Source organism: Chitinophaga sp. 22308 (assembly GCF_052045305.1).
Taxonomy (GTDB): Bacteria; Bacteroidota; Bacteroidia; order Chitinophagales; family Chitinophagaceae; genus Chitinophaga; species Chitinophaga varians_A.
This window is the reverse complement of the sequence record NZ_JBQEOP010000002.1, coordinates 610,700-627,949: the sequence shown is the minus strand read 5'-3', so window position 1 is coordinate 627,949 and position 17,250 is coordinate 610,700. Positions and strand designations below refer to the sequence as shown.

The following is a 17,250-nucleotide window of genomic DNA, read 5'->3' as shown; positions in this document are numbered from 1 at the left end:
CGCCATAATTTGCCGGGAAATAGCTAAATTATTACGATAAAACCGATATCATGATACAGACTATCAAAGAAGGTTTGTGGAAACAATTTGGCGGCTGCATTGACATGGTGACCAACGCCGTTTCCGCTTATCCTGAAAGTCTTTGGAACACGGAGAAAAAGTTTTTCTACATGTCTTATCATGTAGCCATCTTCCTGGACTATTACCTGACCATTCCGGCAGGCCCACTCTCGTCCCCGCTTCCATTCACGCTCAGTGAAACCATCCCCGCCGACGGCATTGATGATATTGTGCCCGACAGGATTTACAGTCAAAAAGAAATACTGGATTATTTACAGGCAAGCAGAAAAAAATGCCATGACCTTATTTTGGACATGACAGAGGCAGATTTTGCACAACAATGGGTAGAAGTCGAAGGCAACAAAGTGATGACCGTGTTTGAACTGTTTTTGTATAACATGCGGCATGTGCAACATCATGCGGCACAGTTGAATATGATGTTAAGGAAAGATACAGGCGATGCGCCAAGATGGGTAAGGTCGGCGAGGTGATTGGCAACGCAGAAGAAAGTTAAGGCCAGAGAAAAAATGGTACCCAGCACCTCAATGTTTAACCAATTCCTCAACTGTCTCAATAAATCTATTTTCCATACCTCCTCGCCTCAAAAACTTACCATAAGCTCGCCCCCCGTCTAGGTCGAATTTGCTGACATTAGACCAAGCACAGGAATACTCTTCATTACCTAATGCTCTTTCAATCTTTCTTGCCATATTCCAGAACGGAGTAGCTCTATAGTTCTCGCCAATGTTAAATGATTCATATACCTCCATCTGTTCCGCTACATCTGCAGAATCCCCCCAACCACAAGTTTCCTGACCAACGATTAATAGACGTAATTTTTGGTTAGAATAAGCCGCGTTAGGGGACATAAGAAACGGTCCGGCTAAAGCATTATCAGGAAATTGGGACACTATATTTTAAAATTGCTCCTTTCTTCCTTGATACAGGTTAAACAGTTGCTCTTTCATGGGTATGAACGTCAAATCAAGTTTTACAAAATGGAAGGTAAACCCAAATCAGGATAATTCTATAATAGTAGTTGAAGAAGTGTCAACCAATTTCACGATGGGCAAAAAAAAGCTGCGCTTAATTGCGCAGCCCTTCTCTATTTTTGTATCCCGGATTGGATTCGAACCAATGACCTACTGCTTAGAAGGCAGTTGCTCTATCCAGCTGAGCTACCGAGACTTATATTTTGTTTTTCCTCTTAATGTGAAATAAATTCCTATATTTATCTCTCATTTTGGGAGTGCAAATTTATGGAAATATTTTCCAATAAATCAAATTTAATTTAATTTTTCTAAAATATTGATTTAAAAACTATGGACGTACAGATCGAAGACAGCTGGAAAGAAGTACTCAAAGATGAGTTCAACAAAACCTATTTCGCGGAGATTGTCATGCACCTGAAACACGAGAAAGCCCTCGGAAAAACCATCTACCCGGCAGGTAACAACATCTTCAACGCCTTCCAGCAAACGCCTTTCGACAAGGTAAAAGTAGTCATTTTAGGGCAAGATCCCTATCATGGCCCCGGACAAGCCCATGGTCTCAGTTTCTCCGTACCGGACGGCATCAAACCACCGCCGTCCCTCGGTAATATCTACAAGGAAATGCAAACCGATCTCGGCCTCGAAATACCTACCAGCGGCAACCTGACCAAATGGGCGGAACATGGCGTGCTCCTGCTCAACGCCTTCCTGACGGTAAGGGCCAGCGAACCAGCGTCCCACAGTAAAATAGGCTGGGAAAACTTCACCGACGCAGTAATCCGCAAAATATCCGACATGAAAAACAATGTGGTATTTCTGCTGTGGGGCCGCTTCGCACAGGACAAACAAATCCTCATCGACGCTACCCGCCATCATATCCTGAAAGCGGCGCATCCCTCCCCTTTCAGTGCGGCCAATGGTTTCTTCGGTTGCAAACACTTTTCCAAAACCAATGAACTTTTACTCAAAGCAGGCATTGAACCGGTGGACTGGCGCCTTTAATCATTTACATACTATCAGTACCTTTACCATAAGCTGTCAGTTATGTTAAAAAATATACTGGGAAGAATCTACGCACTGTACGCATTGTTGTTGTTCGCAACTACCATGCTGATAGTCTTCATTCCCATCTGGATCGCCTCCTTCTGGCCCGAGCCTACCCCTTCCGCTTTTTTTGTGGCCCTCGGCCGCCGGTGGATGAACATCTACCTGCCGCTGATCGGTTGCCCGGCCAGACTAAAGGGACAGGAACATTTCGCCCCCGGCCAAACCTATGTAATAGTATGCAACCACAATGCATTGATGGACATTCCCGTTACCACCGGTTATGTGCCCGGCGCCAACAAAACACTGGCAAAGGCCTCCATGGCTAAAATACCGCTGTTCAGCGTGCTGTACAAAATCGGCAGTATCCTGGTAGACCGCAGCAGTGAGGCCAGCCGCAAACAAAGCGTCGTGGACATGAAACATGCGCTCAGCCTGGGCATCCACATGCTACTGTACCCGGAAGGCACCCGCAACCGTACGCCCGAACCACTGAAAGCATTCTATGACGGCGCTTTCGCCCTCGCCATAGATACTCAGACACCGCTGATGCCATCCCTGTTGTTTAACACCAGGAAAATACAACCGCCCGGTAAAACATTCTTTGCCTGGCCACATCCTATCCATTATCACATACTTCCTCCCATCCCTACCACCGGCATGACACGCGATGACCTGCCGGCACTGAAAGAGAAGGTATTTAAAATCATGTGGGACTACTATACCACTAACCAGGATAAGCTGTAAGCAGAAAAGATAAAAACAAAGAACCCGTTTGATGATTCAAACGGGTTCTTTCATGTTGGTATAGGACAATATCAATAAAGCGGGTTCTGTGTCATCTTCGGGTTCGCTAACAATTCATTCAACGGAATAGGATAACGGAAATCACGCTGCACATTACAGGAACGTGTTTCCACCAGCACCGGCTGACCGGTGGCCGGGTCCACAGCGCCATACACCTGCCCGTTCATCACGTCCCCGAGCATGTCCCAGCGACGGATATCATAAAAGCGGGCCCCCTCGAACGCCAGCTCGGCAGTACGCTCCCGGCGTATCAGCTGACGCAGCTTTTCCTGCGTATTGTATTTGGTAACGTCTACTACGGGCATGCCTGCACGTGTACGGATATCATTCAGATGTTTGATGACATCAGCATTCTGCCAGTCACCCAGCTCCACCAGCGCTTCTACATAATTCAGCAGTACCTCTGCGTAACGGATGATCATATAATCCAGCGAAGGACTGGCGCCATTACGGTCTTTGGGATCAAGATATTTTTTTACCCAGAAACCGGTGGCCGTACTGTTGAGGATACCGATACGGTCACTGCCCTCGCTGGAAAACGGCCGGAGCGTGTCTTTCTCATATATCTGTCCCGGTACCAGCACAGACGCCACCAAACGCGGGTCGCGGTTGTTTTTATAGAAGGGGTCTTTCTGGTAGATCGCCAGCGAATCCGGCCCCAGCTCCTGCAATGTTTTACCCTGCAGCGTTTCAAAACTGTTGACTACTTTCATCGTGGGGGATACTACTGTCTGCCCGCCTACGCCGTACGGCGCGAAAGTTTTCCATGCATTGGAACAACCATTGTCACGGAAAAATACCCGCTCTTTGTTCAACTCACCTGCGTATGTAAACAACTCCGCAAAACTGTTTACTTTGGTATTGGTACTGCGGTACAACGCATACACATTCTGATCTATTACCTTTTTGGCAGCCATCTTAGCAGTCTCGTATTCCTTGTAAAACATCGCCAGCTTGGCGATCAGCGCCCAGCATACACCGGAAGAAATACGCCACGCTTCGTTGTTGTTGTACACGTCCGGCAAATGAGGCGCACATTCCGTCAGTTCATTCACTACAAAATCATACACCTCTTTTTCGGAATTACGGGTGGTGTTGCTGTTGGCCGGCTCCAGTGATTTAGTAACGATCGGGATACCACCAAAAAACAACATCATCTCCATATGATAATAGGCACGCATCGCGCGTGCTTCATACTTGTAACGGTCTTTCAGCGAAGAGTCCATGTAACAACGGTCCACATTTTCCAGGAAGCGGCAGGCACGACGTACGTCCTTGTAATCATCGCGCCACAGGTTCAGCGCCACGTCCCAGTTACTGTTCTGTAACCCTTTGGCAAACGCTTCATAGGCGCCACGGGTATCCTGACGGGCCACGGCTTCATCACTCAAAGCAGAGAGGAACATCAGCTGCCGCCCGCTGGAACCGCCCGGCAGACCGGCATATACCGATCCCAATGCACCGGTGGCATTGGCTTCTGTCTTCCACCAGTTATCATCGGTCACACTCACGGGGTCATCATGAGTAAGGAACTTTTCGCAACTGCTACATGTCAGCATTACGGCTGAAAAAATGACTGCATATATTCTTTTCATACGACCATTATTAGAGTTGAACATTAATACCGGCAATAAATGCCTTCATGATACCATAGGTCCACTGATCACCCTGGCTTTCGGGATCAGTAAGTTTCAGTTTACTGAAGGTGAGCGGGTTCTGCGCATTCATATATACCCGCAAACCACGGATGCCAACACGTTTCAGCCAGTCGGCCTGTGTATTGTATCCCAGCTGGATATACTTCACACGCAGGTAAGCGCCATTCTGGAACCAGAAATCAGAGGATAATTTATTATTGGTGGGCAACGTGTTCAACCGCGGGAACATCGCGTTGGTACGTTGAGGTGTCCAATAGTTGTCTGCATAGAAACGGGTAGGCACGCCACCGTCTTTACTATTGTCCATCGGCAATGCCAGCATGCCCGCCAGTACTACGTCTGACTTACCGGTGCCCTGCAACAGAAATTCGAGGTCGAAGTTTTTATACGCTACCCGGAAATTAGCAAAGTAGTTCAGCCTCGCGATAGGGTTGCCAATCAATGTCTGATCAGACCCGTCGATGATTTTATTGCCGCTGATGTCTAAATACTTGATATCACCGGGTTTAGCGCCTGGCAATACCGGTATCAACGGCTTACCGTCTTTGTCAAAATCACTTTCCTGCAACAGTCCGGCGGTTTTGTAACCGAAGATGCCGCCATATGGACCGCCCTCCTGCTGGATCGTTGTAGCGCTTACATAAGGCCCGCTCAACAGCGATACGATCTCATTTTTATTGTAGGTCACGCCCGGACGGAAAGACACGGAAACGTTCTTGCCGATATTGCCATTGTAATTCACCGAAGCTTCCCAGCCGGTGTTGCGCAGTTTGCCGGCATTGACAGGCACCTTGTCTTCAAAGCCACCGGTATAGGATAACGGCGGACGCAGAATAATATCCCTGGTGAGTTTGTTATAATAATCCACCACGATTTCCAGTTTGTTGTTAAACAAACCGATGTCCAATCCTACATCAGCCATGTTCACGGTTTCCCAGCTCAGGTCCGGGTTACCATAGGTCGTCTCCAGCCCTGTTCCTGAATTGATCGTGGTCTGGTACTGGTACAGGTCCACGTCCGACTCGTTGCCCAGCTGCCCGTAGGAAGCACGCAGTTTCATATTGCTGACCGCTTTCACGGACGACATGAATTTCTCTTTGCTGATATTCCAGCCCAATGCAACTGACGGGAAGAAACCATACTTATGTCCCTTCGCAAATTTGGAAGAGGCGTCCATACGGCCGGTCAGTTCCAGCAGGTAACGGTCCTGGTAAGAGTAGTTCAGTTTGGCATAGGAAGACAACAGGGAGTTGATGTACAGATAAGTACCGGCAGTGCTGGAACTTGTATTTTTTTCTTCCTGCGAATAACCCGCCATCAGGAAGAAATGATGGTCTTTCAGGTCGAGCGTGTAATCCGCATTGGCGGCGATGTAGTAATAGGTCGTCCTGGCTTGTGTATAGCTCCGCTGCTGCGTCCATGTTTGCAGCAGTTGCCCTGTATAATAGTCGAAGAAGTTATAGTTATCGCGCAGACTTCCCATCAGGTCGCTGTTGAGCCGGTAACTGAACTGCCCGCGGAGGTTCAGTCCTGGTATCACCTCCCATTTGGGCTGCAGGTTAATGCTGGACTGTCCGTATTCATTGACGAACCGGCCGCCTTTTTCTGCATAGGCCAGCGGGTTTACGATATCCACATAACGGCCATAGATATCTGTTGTACTGCCGTCTTTCCACGGATACTTAGGCAGAATGGTGGGCGGCACGCGGAAAACGTCTTCCAGCAAGCGGGTGCCGTCATGTCCCAACGTCCTGTTAGGCAGCAGGATATTGCGTTTAATGGCCAGCAGGTCCATATTGATCTGGAAATTTTTGGCCAGCGACACGGAGGTATTGGCGCGGATGTTATACTTCCTGCTGCTGGTCAGTGGCGTCATACCGTCCTGGTACTGGTAATTGGCGTTCAGCGCAAAGCGGGCAAGGCTGTTACCGCCGCTCACGCCGACAGAATGACTGGTTATAGGCGCTTGTTTGTTGACAATGACTTTCTGCCAATCGGTATTGGGATATTTCACCGGGTCAGTACCGGCAATGGTTTGTTGAATATCGTCTTCGGAATACAGGGGAGTTTTACCGGAATTGGCCAGTGCTTCATTGTACATGCGCATGTATTGGGGGGCGTCTACCAGGGATGGCATATTGGTGGGCGACTGTACGCCGTAATAACCGTCATACGTCACGGCCACGCGGCCGGGCGTACCTCTTTTGGTGGTGACAAGGATAACACCGCTGGCGGCCCTGGCGCCGTAGATGGAGGCTGCCGCCGCGTCTTTCAGCACCGTTACGCTTTCTACCGTAAGCGGGTCAATGAAGTTCATGTCCATGGGAATACCATCTACCAGCACCAGCGGATTGGAACCGTTGAGCGACGTGATGCCGCGTATCTTAATGGTAGCAGCATCCCCGCCGGGCAAACCGGAGGACTGGCTCACCTGCAGGCCGGTCACGCCGCCCTGCAGTGATTGTGAAATGGTAGTGATGGGCTTACCGCTCATAGCAGATTTTACATTGAGGGAAGCTACGGAACTGGCAATGTGTTTGCGCTGTTGCTCTGTGATCCCCACCACTACTACTTCATCAAGGGCCGACACTTTTTCGTTCAAGGCAATGGAAAGGCCGGTATTGCTGCGCAACACGTTGTATTCTGTGGCGATATATCCTACCAGGCTGAATATCAGCGTGGCATTTTTGGGCGCCTGTATGGTGAAGTAACCGTCGGCATCGCTGGTGGTGCCACGGGACGTGCCTTTCACGGCAATAGTGACGCCAGGCAGCGCTACCGGCGGTTCGTGCGTGTCGTACACACGGCCTTTGACAGTTAGCAGACTGTCTTCCCGCGCCAGTTTCAGCGAACGTACAGGTTGCTCTTCTTTTGGAACGATAGCCACCTGCGTACCTACAATCGTATAGCCGAGACTGGTACCATCGAGGGCCTTGTCCAGCACCTCTACCAGCCTTTTGCCGCGCAGGTGCAGCGTGATGTTTTTCTCACCGCGCACCAGCTCGTCCTTGTAGAAAATACGCCAGTTGCTCTGCGCCTGTATCTGGCGGAAAAGCTCCGGCAGCGGAGCATTGTTCACCCGCACGTTCAGCGGGGCATTCTGTGAGTAGGTTTTACCGTAGGCGCTGACCAGCCCTACGCATAACAGGATCATGATGAGCCGCATAACATGCCATAATTTGGCTGGCACTATGCCCACAGGCAGGTAGCGCCAACAAACGTAAAATTTTTGCATACATTTGTTTGGTTTAATTAATGAAATAGTTAGCCGGGCCGCCTGTTACCGCAGGCAGTCTTCACCGGAAGATGTTACCGCATCTTCCGGTTTTTTTTGGCTTTTCACTGATGCTTATCTGGTTTTAAAAATGATTGTGTTCCCCTGCTTTTCGTACTTCAGTGAAGTGGTAGCAGCTATTATGTCAAGTACATCGTTCAGTGTTTTCTGCAGGTCAAGGTTACCCGAAAATGTTTCATTGCCCGACCGCGTGTCTGTTGTTATTGGTTGATTGTAATACCTGGATAGTTTTTTTAGTATTTCATATAAAGAGGTATGTTCTGCGACCATCAGACCGTCTTTCCAGGAGATATACCCGGCGATGTCCACTTTGTCCACTGTCATGTTGCCGTTATGGCCTGTGTAAAACGCCCTGTTACCCGGCGACAACTGTACCGGCGCGCTTTTTTTTCCCGGCCCTCTGAAGGCTTCCAGCTGCACGCTGCCGCTGGCCAGCACTACCTGTGAGCTGGCATCTTCCCGGTAGGCGGATATATTAAATGCGGTGCCCAGCACGGCTACTTTCATATCGTTGGCGTATACACTAAAAGGACGCTGCGCGTCCGTGGCCACTTCAAAATATGCTTCCCCTTCCAGGAACACTTCCCGGCGCTGCTGCCCGAATGCGGCCGGATATACCAGGCGGGAACCGGCGTTGAGCCATACCCGGGTGCCATCTTCCAGTTGCAGGGAGGCTACGTTGCCATACGGCACCAGCAGGGTGTTAAAGACCTGTTTACCGGTGGCCAGCTCCTGCTTTATCTCCTGTGAGTCTATCCGCACCTGCGTGCCTTTGGCCTGGTAGGCGATGGCTGCGTGGTTATTGCGGATGGCCAGTTGCTGCTGGTTGCCCAGTATCATGCGGGTCACGGTGGTATCGCCGCGGGAATAGGTCTGATCGCTGGCGAAGGCCACCAGTGCGGGCAGCGGCTCCTGCGTCCGATGCCACTGCCACCACCCCAGTCCGGCAGACAACAGCAGGGTGATAACGGCGGCCACTTTCCACCCCGGCTGCCACCAGATTTTTACCGGCGGTTGTGTGATATCGGCGGCTATACGCTCCCACAACAGGGTCTTTTCTGCTACAGACAACTGCTCATTACCAGACGCACGCACCAGGGAGATCATTTTCTCTTTGTCCCCGCCAGCGTCGTCCGGTGCGTCTTCCATGCCGTATGATGGGTTGTTGATGTCCATAGCTAATATTTGCCCCTATATAACAGAGCAGCCTGTTTCACTTTTATAGACTTCTTTCAGAAAGAAATTTCAAAAATTTTTCAGACAGGTGAGTAACATCAGGCTAAAAGCCGGGATAGTGGTCACTGGCATCTCTTGTCTCAACTGGCGTATGGCCCTGTAGGCAAGGGTCCGGCAGGTAGGCACGGAAATTTGCATCAAACGGGCCACCTCTTCATAGGAAAGCTCACAATTATATTTCAGATAAAGTATCTCTTTCTGACGGGCCGGCAGTTTATTCATCTCCGTGGCCAGCCGCTGCATGGCCCTTTGTCGTTCTTCCTGTGCAATGATCAGGCTTTGCACATCATTGGCTTCAAAAGTGAGCTGGAAATAGTTGTCTGCGTTGGCCATGTCCCCGGGCAGGGAGAAGCGGGCGCTTTTTTTCAGGGAAGCGTTCAGCTTACGCCGGAACGAAACCAGCAGATAAAAACGGATGTTGACCTGCCGCGCCAGGTTCGCGCGTTGCATGTACAGGTCGGTAAACAGGTCATGTATGCAGTCCATGATCATCTCCTTATCCGGAAAATACCGCAATGCGTACGCATACAGCATATCAGCCGAGGCCTCGTACAGTACCCTGAAAGCCTGCTGATCGCCTGCTATGACGCCATTCCATAACGTTTCCTCATTGACTCCGGTTAGCTTCATCAGATCATTGGATTATTGCAGATCGATATCTGACTTTAAATTACACAACAGGATATAAAATTAAAAATACATAGACGGGTTTAATATTATGAAATCATTATCAAGCACAGAACCTCCGAAAAGAAGAGAAAATAACATTGGAATTTGGACATCTAGCCATTCTATTATTTAAACAATAAAAAAAATGCAGCGGAGGTCCGCTGCATTTCCAATATCAAAATAATAAAATGAAAAAATATCAAAATAGCTAAAAGTCGTAAAACTGTCGCGATCGGTTGATCCTCAAATCCCGCAGCAGGCTCGCTTTCGGGTTGATGGTGATGCTGAACTGCCGGAATGTGCCAAACGGTATCAGGTTGATCGACATCTGCCAACAGTGCAGGTCCCTGGATATGTACATGTTCGTATAGGCGATCTGCATATTGGTAAAATCAAAACCACTGTTCAGCCCCACTTTCCATTTTGGTGTCAGGCTGAAGTCGCCATTGAAACTAACGTACTGGGTTATACGTTTTACTACGCCGCCGGAATCAGGGATAACGGTATTCGTATAAGACAAGCTGTAAGACAGGTCCACACGCCAGGGGATGTCAAAATCCACATATTCACCGGGGTTGTTACGCATCATCTGCAACTGCCGCTGCTGGGCCGCCATGGCTGCGTCGGCATTGGTGATATTTTCCAGGGAGTCTATCTTTTTCTGTTTGTCCTGGCCCTTCTTGTCTTTCGACTGGAAAGAAGTGCTCAGCGAGATGCTGGCGTTGGTCAATCTGCCGAGGCTGATTTTCCCCGCCTGCCATACATATTTGTCCAGCCGGTGGCCGCGGGCGTCCACCTGATAGGGGTCGATGTTTCCGCTGGCAGAGATATTCACTTTATCAAACAGGTTGGTACGGGCGTAGATACTGAACGTGGAGAGCTTGAAGGAATCAGCCACCAGGTTGTAGCTGCCGTTGATACCGAAGCCGTCCAGCAGTTTCACTTTCTTCTCATGGTTGCCGGAGGTGTCTTTGCGGGAAAAGACCTTCATCTCCAGGTTGTTGTCCAGGCCGAAGTTAATACCACCGAAGGCTCCGGGCGAAGGCACGCCGATAACAGATCCGTCGAAGTAAGACACCCTTGCGGAGTCGCCGACATTGGAGTATTTGTATTTATAGTAATAGTTGCTGGACAGGTCCGGACGATAGCTGGCGCTGATGGTGGGGCGCACTACGTGACGGATGGCTTTCACCTTTGAATGTTTGCTGAAACCATACATGCCATATACGGCAGTAGAGAGCGACACACTGGCGCTGAGATCACGGGCCGCAAAGAAACCAGCCTGGTAAGAGGTGTCCACACCGCCGATCCCATTGGGATTGGTCGGACTTGGAGTCACTATCTTATTAGGGTTCCATGTCTTGGTGATCTTCTTCGTATACCAGTACTCGCTATAGTTGATACCTGGTGACAGGGTCAGCGTTTTCAGGATCGGGATAGAGAAAGACACCGGGATGGTATGCTGCATGCCGGTCTGCAGGGCGTCAAACATCGCCTGTTTACCAAAGGCGGAGTCTTTGAAGCTGGCCTGGTTACGTAATACGGCGTTATAGGAGATACCGATTTTTTCGTACCATTTGGGCGTGCCCACCATTTCTTTCGGCTGGAACGGATAGATGGTGTTCACCGTAAAAGTACCGTCCGGGAAAGAGATAGACACGTCGCGGGTGGCCAGGTTCTGAGAGTGGTTCAGGCCCAGGGTAAGGTTATAAGGCTTACCCTGCCATGTTTTGGAAAAAGTGATGGAAGACCCGATGTTGTTGTTGACACGGGTGCTATAGTCAAATACGTTGAACCTGTTATAGGAAGAGCTACCAAAGTTCACGCTGGCGCCGAAGTTCACCCCCGGACGGGCCTTGCTGTCCATACTGTGGTTCCAGGTGATACGAAAGTCGCGGGACTTTGTAAACTCGGACGGTACCGCCGGATCACCATAACGGGTGTTGGCAAAGCTCAGGTTCAGACCACCGTTGTATTTGTACCGTTTCCGGTACGTGGGGCTGGCCGTGAGGCTCCAGGAGCCATAGGAATAGACGTCGCCCCGCAGGGTAAGGTCCATATTTTCCCCCAGTCCGAAGTAGTAACCGCCGTTTTCGAGGCCCATCCCTTTCTGCTGGTTCACCACATACTGCGGTGGCAGGATACCGGACCGCTGGCCCTGGGTGATCGGGAAAATGGCGAATGGAATGTACAACGGGGTGGGTATTCCCATAATTTCCAGGTTGGCGGGCCCGGAAATTACCAGTTTGTCAGGGATAACCTTTATTTTACGGGCCCTAAAGCTAAAGTGCGGCGTATCGAGGTTACAGGTAGTGTACCCGTTTTTAAAGCCGAAAATGGTATTATCCGACTCTTTTTTGGTAAGTTCACTATGGATATAACCTTCGCCGTACTGGGAACGGGTATTGTAGATCTTTGCTTTCTGAGAGGTAAAATTATACCGGAGCGTGTCTGACTCGAAGCTCTGGCCTCCGTCGTTCATGACCGGGCGGCCGATGATCTTCCCTGCGGTATCTTTGGCATTGGTGGCCTCCAATACGCCGGTGTTCTGGTCGAAATTCATTTTTTCGGCAGAAAGATCAATCGATTTATATTTGGTGCTGGCAGTACCATACAGATAAAAGCGTTTGTCAGGCACCATCAGGATAATGGAGTCCTTTGCCTTATAGGTTACCGGCGCGTCCAGCGTATCTTTGGACACCTTGGGAACAAAAACGGTATCCACGGTCACCTCTTTGGAGGTATCCTGGTCTTTTGACACGATATTGGTGTCTGCACCGGGTTTTGCAGTCACTTTTAGCCCTTTCGGCTTTACGGTGTCTTTCCGGGCAGGAATGGTATCTGCCAAAGTTTTGTTAAAAGTCAGCGATGCGTGTGGCCTTGCGACCCCTGATGCATCTATAATAAAGGGAACGGCGATAACCATACCTGCAAAAGCCAGGTATGTCTGCCGTAAAAACTTTTTATAATTATTTTTGTAGCTAGAGCTCATGTGTTAAGGCGGGCACAAACCTACAAGAAATTATACAATTTATTACAAAAGACAGCTTGTAAAGTTTGATGCCCGGCAAGAGGAAACATACTGTAAACACGCATGGAGCAAAGGAATTACTAATTTAACAGATAAACTTATTTTTTTATTTTTTGTGATAACAGCACCCATTAAAATGAGAATCATGCGCTGGAACCGATTTTGGATTTTAGGACTGGGAACTCTTTTCACCTGTACCTTTTTTATTCAGGCAAAAAACAATCCAGTTTCAAAGAAACAGGAAAACCCTATCCGTACTATTGTAATTGATGCCGGTCACGGCGGTGAAGACCCCGGGGCCAGAGGAAGCTACTCAACAGAAAAGCAGGTGACACTGGCCGTGGCCCTGAAACTGGGCAAAATCCTCGAAGACAACCTACCGGATGTAAAGGTAGTGTATACACGAAAAACAGACCGCTTTGACGATCCCCGCAAAAAAGCACAGATCGCCAACGATGCCAAAGGTGACCTTTTCGTGTCTATCCACTGTAACTCCACCGGCAAAATCAGGAAAGTGGTGGACTATAAAACCGTCTACCGCAAAAAAGGGAAAAAAAAGATAGCCATAAAACAGCCTATCTACGCCTACTATCCCAGCAACGCGAAAGGCACGGAAACATATATATGGGCCACCAGTAAGAACAATGCCAAAATGGAGTCCCTAAAACAAAACTCCGTGATCGTACTGGACGCCGATTCTGAAGAGACCAAGCAGCTCGCAGACGAGAACCCGGAAACGTTCATCCTGCTCAATACCCTGCGTAACGCCTACTTCGACCAAAGCCTCCGGTTGTCTACCCTCATCGAGGACGAGTTCACCAAAGCCGGTCGTATCAGCAGAGGCGCCCGTCAGCGTAATGAAAAAGGCATCTGGGTGCTCTCCGCTACGGCCATGCCCAGCGTGCTCGTGGAACTGGGCTTCATCAGCAACCCGGAAGAAGAAGAATACCTCAACTCTGCCGGCGGCCAACAGGAACTGGCCATGGGCATCTTCAAAGCCATCAAAAGATACCGCGATGAGCTGGAACGCTTCACCAACCGCGGCTCTTCCAACACCGATGAATCCACTGCCAGCCGCCCGCAGGCCTTCAACCATGTCCGCAAACCGGCCGGTAAAGGCAAAAACACCGTTCCCCAACCGGACGATGCTTACTGCGTTCAACTGATGACCACTGATAAATTATATACACCGGGAGCTTCCATTTTCAGGAAGCTCCACGGTCCTATCAGTCACGAACAGATCGTCCTGAATAAAAAAAAAATGCACCGATATACCTGGGGACACTTTAAAACAGACCGCCAGGCCTCCACGGCTGTACGAAAAGCCCGCAAACTCGGATTCAGAGATGCTTTCGTAACTTCCTGCTGATCCCCCGCTTCACCCCTCCCCAATACCCCCACCGCCCCTCCCCCTTTTTTTATTGCCAACATTTTCTGCTACCTACGCCCCGTGCATGCTTTTTGATTATTTTTGCGGTGAACGTATACGAATCTCATGCTCAAATTATCTAATGAAACCAAGGTAGGCATACTTACCGTGCTGGGTATCACCTTACTCGTACTGGGCTTTAATTTATTGAAGGGAAAGAGCCTGTTTTCACACAACAAAACCATCTACGCTGTCTACAAACAGGTAAATGGACTGCAGCCGTCCAACGCCGTACAGGTGAACGGCCTGGTGGTAGGAAGCGTTTCTGAGCTGAATGTAAAAGACAACGATCCATCCAGAATACTGGTCACCCTCACCATCACCAAAAAAGTAAACATCCCGCGCAACTCAGTGGCCCGTATCAGCAGCGACCTGCTGGGCACCAAGACGGTACAGATGGACCTCGGCAACGCTACCGAATACCTGCAAAATGGCGACACCATCTACGCCTCCGTGGACGGCTCCATGACAGACGCCATCAAAGAGCAAATCACTCCGCTGGTGAAAAAACTCGAAGGCACCCTGTCTAATATAGACACCGTACTACTGGCCGTTAGCAGTATCCTCGACACCACCGCCAAAGGTAACCTGCAGGAAACCATGCGTAACCTGAACACCACCATGCGCAATTTCTCCAATACCTCCGCCTCCCTCAATAACATGATGGACCCGCAGAGAGGTAACGTACAAGCCACTATGAACAACCTGGCCTCTGTAACCGGCAACCTGAAAGCCAACAATGAAAAAATCAGCGGTATCCTCGACAACGCCAAAAAAGCCACCGACGCACTGGCTAACGGCAACATCGACAAAACACTGCAACAACTGCAGCAAACTACCGCCAGCCTGAACAGCACCATGGCCAAACTCAATACCACCGACGGTACGGCCGGCCTCCTGCTGAACGATAAAAAGGTATATAACAACCTCCAGGCATCACTGGGCAGCCTGAACAAGCTGCTGGAAGACCTCCGCGTCAACCCTAAACGTTATGTGCATTTCTCCCTGTTCGGTAAAAAAGATAAAACGAAACCACTGCCTTCTGATACCGCAGCGGTACAATAACAGACATACATGAATCATTATATCAGATCAGTCCTTTTACTGGCAGTGATGTGCCTGGCGGCTATTTTGCCCGCCCATGCCCAGATCCCGGCCCAGCCTGCGCCTAAAAAAGGGACCGTGATCGAAATCCTGGGTGCAGACACCCTACAGCTCATCGAAAAAGACACGATCAATGTCACCCGCTTTATCGGCCATGCCCGCTTCAAACAGGGATCTACCCTGTTCTTCTGCGACAGCGCCGTTAAAAACAACAAGACCAATATCGTGGACGCATACGGCAACGTACATATTAACCAGGCCGACAGCGTCCATATCTATGGCAATTACCTCAACTACGACGGTAATACCCGTATCGCCATCCTCCGGGAAAACGCCCGCCTAACAGACGGCAAAGTCACCATCACCGGACCGGAACTGCAGTACGATATGAACGCCAAAATAGGCAGCTATGTGAAAACAGGTCGCCTCGTAAACGGTAAAAGCATACTGACCAGCGATGAAGGATACTACTATACCGAAACCAAGGAAATGCACTTCCAGCGCAACGTAGTGCTGGTAGATCCTGACTATACGCTGTCCACAGACGCCCTGCTGTACAATACCGAAACAAAAATTGCCAATATCATTGCGCCTACCACCATCAACGAAGGAAAACGCATCATGTACGCCACCAGCGGTTATTATGATACCGACAAAGGCTATGGCAACTTTGGTAACCGGCCCACCATCGAAGACAGCACCGGTACCCTCACCGCAGACAACATCGAAATGGACAAACTCACCGGCATGGCCTACGCCACCGGTAACATGGTATATAAAGATACCGTCCGCAAAATGTCACTGCTGGCCAACCACGGTACGGTCAACCAGATCGCCAAAACGATCCTGGCCACTCAGAAACCGCTGCTCATCATGGAGAAAAATAAAGATACCATGTACCTCGCAGCAGATACGCTCTTCTCCGGCATCATCAGACCAGGCGACAGCCTCTCCATCCCGTCTGTGGCAGGACTGAAAAAAGAGCCGGTGAAAGAACCGCTGCGGGCCGTAAGGACCATCCGGCCGCCCAAAGAACATATCCCGGTCACCCTGATCAACCAGGGCGACTCCCTCGCCAAAAAACAACTGGACAGCGTGCCCGGCAACGTGATGATGTTTGTGGCCGACAGCGTGCTGGCCAAAACAAAAGACAAGCTGGACTCCAACCGGGTGAAAATGGTGAAAATGGCACAGCCGCCGCCAGTCGTCATGAAAGATTCTTTACCAGGCATCAAGCACCATGCAGACAGCATCGCGCTGTCTGCCCCACCGGCGAAAGACACAGCCGACCAACGGTACATCCTCGCCTATCACCATGTGCGCATGTTCTCCGATTCCCTCCAGGGCGTGGCCGACAGCGTATATTATTCTACCAAAGACTCTATCTTCCGCTTCTTCCGCGATCCGGTGCTTTGGTCCAATAACACCACCCAGCTCAGTGCAGACACCATGCTGATGTTCACCAAAAACCAGGCGGCCGATAAAGTGCTGATGATCAAAAATGCCTTTATCATCAACGATGCCGGCCCCGACATGTTCAACCAGGTGAAAGGCAATACCATCACCGGGTATGTGGCCGGTGAATCGCTCGACTGGATGCACGTGGAGGGTAATGCCGAAACAATCAACTACGTAAAAGACCAGAGTGGCGCCTATATGAGCGTCAACAAGGCACAATGCGGTATTATTAATATCTTCTTCAAAAAGGGAGACGTGGATAAAGTGGTGATGATCAAAGACCCCGAAGGCACCGTTTATCCCTTCACACAAAGGCCCAAAGAACAGCTCCAGCTGGAGAATTTCAAATGGGACATCAAGCGCAAGCCTAAGACGAAGTATGAACTTATGCAGTAATTAGCTGTTATTTTAGTTATTTTGCCATTTGGTCATTTAAAGAAAACAACACGATCTTTAAATAACCAAAT

At 49.7% G+C, this 17,250-nt stretch carries 12 protein-coding genes and 1 tRNA gene; 6 read left to right on the top strand and 7 right to left on the bottom strand.

The window, feature by feature from the left end; all coding sequences use genetic code 11:
• Positions 1-50 precede the first annotated feature (50 nt).
• The gene (locus ACTJJS_RS09245; RefSeq protein ID WP_440663426.1) at positions 51-551 is read left to right on the top strand and encodes a DinB family protein; all 501 of its coding nucleotides are present in this window, start codon (positions 51-53) and stop codon (positions 549-551) included.
• A gap of 51 nt (positions 552-602) precedes the next feature.
• Here ACTJJS_RS09245 and ACTJJS_RS09240 read toward each other — a convergent pair whose 3' ends face one another.
• Both ACTJJS_RS09240 and ACTJJS_RS09235 read right to left on the bottom strand, forming a co-directional pair.
• The gene (locus ACTJJS_RS09240; protein ID WP_440663425.1) at positions 603-971 is read right to left on the bottom strand and encodes a hypothetical protein; all 369 of its coding nucleotides are present in this window, start codon (positions 969-971) and stop codon (positions 603-605) included.
• A gap of 203 nt (positions 972-1,174) precedes the next feature.
• Positions 1,175-1,248 (bottom strand) — tRNA-Arg (locus ACTJJS_RS09235).
• A 134-nt stretch (positions 1,249-1,382) separates the two neighbouring features.
• Here ACTJJS_RS09235 and ung point away from each other — a divergent pair.
• A complete protein-coding gene (ung, locus tag ACTJJS_RS09230; RefSeq protein WP_440663424.1) occupies positions 1,383-2,054 on the top strand; it encodes a uracil-DNA glycosylase in 672 nt (223 codons plus the stop codon).
• A gap of 42 nt (positions 2,055-2,096) precedes the next feature.
• Positions 2,097-2,843, top strand: coding sequence for a lysophospholipid acyltransferase family protein (locus ACTJJS_RS09225; RefSeq protein WP_168872649.1), 747 nt, complete (start codon positions 2,097-2,099; stop codon positions 2,841-2,843).
• A 71-nt stretch (positions 2,844-2,914) separates the two neighbouring features.
• Here the strand turns inward: ACTJJS_RS09225 and ACTJJS_RS09220 are convergent, their stop codons facing one another.
• The 5 genes from ACTJJS_RS09220 to ACTJJS_RS09200 form a co-directional block, all read right to left on the bottom strand.
• A complete protein-coding gene (locus tag ACTJJS_RS09220) occupies positions 2,915-4,498 on the bottom strand; it encodes a RagB/SusD family nutrient uptake outer membrane protein (protein ID WP_440663423.1) in 1,584 nt (527 codons plus the stop codon).
• A 10-nt stretch (positions 4,499-4,508) separates the two neighbouring features.
• Positions 4,509-7,796 carry a TonB-dependent receptor gene (locus tag ACTJJS_RS09215; RefSeq protein WP_440663422.1) on the bottom strand — a complete coding sequence of 1,096 codons (3,288 nt, stop codon included), beginning with the start codon at positions 7,794-7,796 and terminating at the stop codon, positions 4,509-4,511.
• Between the two features lie 114 nt (positions 7,797-7,910).
• Positions 7,911-9,032, bottom strand: coding sequence for a FecR family protein (locus ACTJJS_RS09210; RefSeq protein WP_440663421.1), 1,122 nt, complete (start codon positions 9,030-9,032; stop codon positions 7,911-7,913).
• A 69-nt stretch (positions 9,033-9,101) separates the two neighbouring features.
• Positions 9,102-9,722, bottom strand: coding sequence for an RNA polymerase sigma factor (locus tag ACTJJS_RS09205; RefSeq protein WP_440663420.1), 621 nt, complete (start codon positions 9,720-9,722; stop codon positions 9,102-9,104).
• Between the two features lie 247 nt (positions 9,723-9,969).
• Positions 9,970-12,753: a putative LPS assembly protein LptD gene (locus tag ACTJJS_RS09200; protein ID WP_440663419.1), complete on the bottom strand. Its 2,784-nt coding sequence runs from the start codon at positions 12,751-12,753 to the stop codon at positions 9,970-9,972.
• A gap of 184 nt (positions 12,754-12,937) precedes the next feature.
• Here ACTJJS_RS09200 and ACTJJS_RS09195 point away from each other — a divergent pair, with 184 nt between their 5' ends.
• The 3 genes from ACTJJS_RS09195 (at position 12,938) to ACTJJS_RS09185 (ending at position 17,179) form a co-directional block, all read left to right on the top strand.
• Positions 12,938-14,161, top strand: coding sequence for an N-acetylmuramoyl-L-alanine amidase family protein (locus tag ACTJJS_RS09195; protein WP_168872643.1), 1,224 nt, complete (start codon positions 12,938-12,940; stop codon positions 14,159-14,161).
• A 126-nt stretch (positions 14,162-14,287) separates the two neighbouring features.
• On the top strand, positions 14,288-15,286 hold the full coding sequence (locus ACTJJS_RS09190; RefSeq protein WP_168872642.1) for an MlaD family protein: 999 nt from the start codon (positions 14,288-14,290) through the stop codon (positions 15,284-15,286).
• Between the two features lie 9 nt (positions 15,287-15,295).
• The gene (locus ACTJJS_RS09185; RefSeq protein ID WP_440663418.1) at positions 15,296-17,179 is read left to right on the top strand and encodes an OstA-like protein; all 1,884 of its coding nucleotides are present in this window, start codon (positions 15,296-15,298) and stop codon (positions 17,177-17,179) included.
• Positions 17,180-17,250 lie beyond the last annotated feature (71 nt).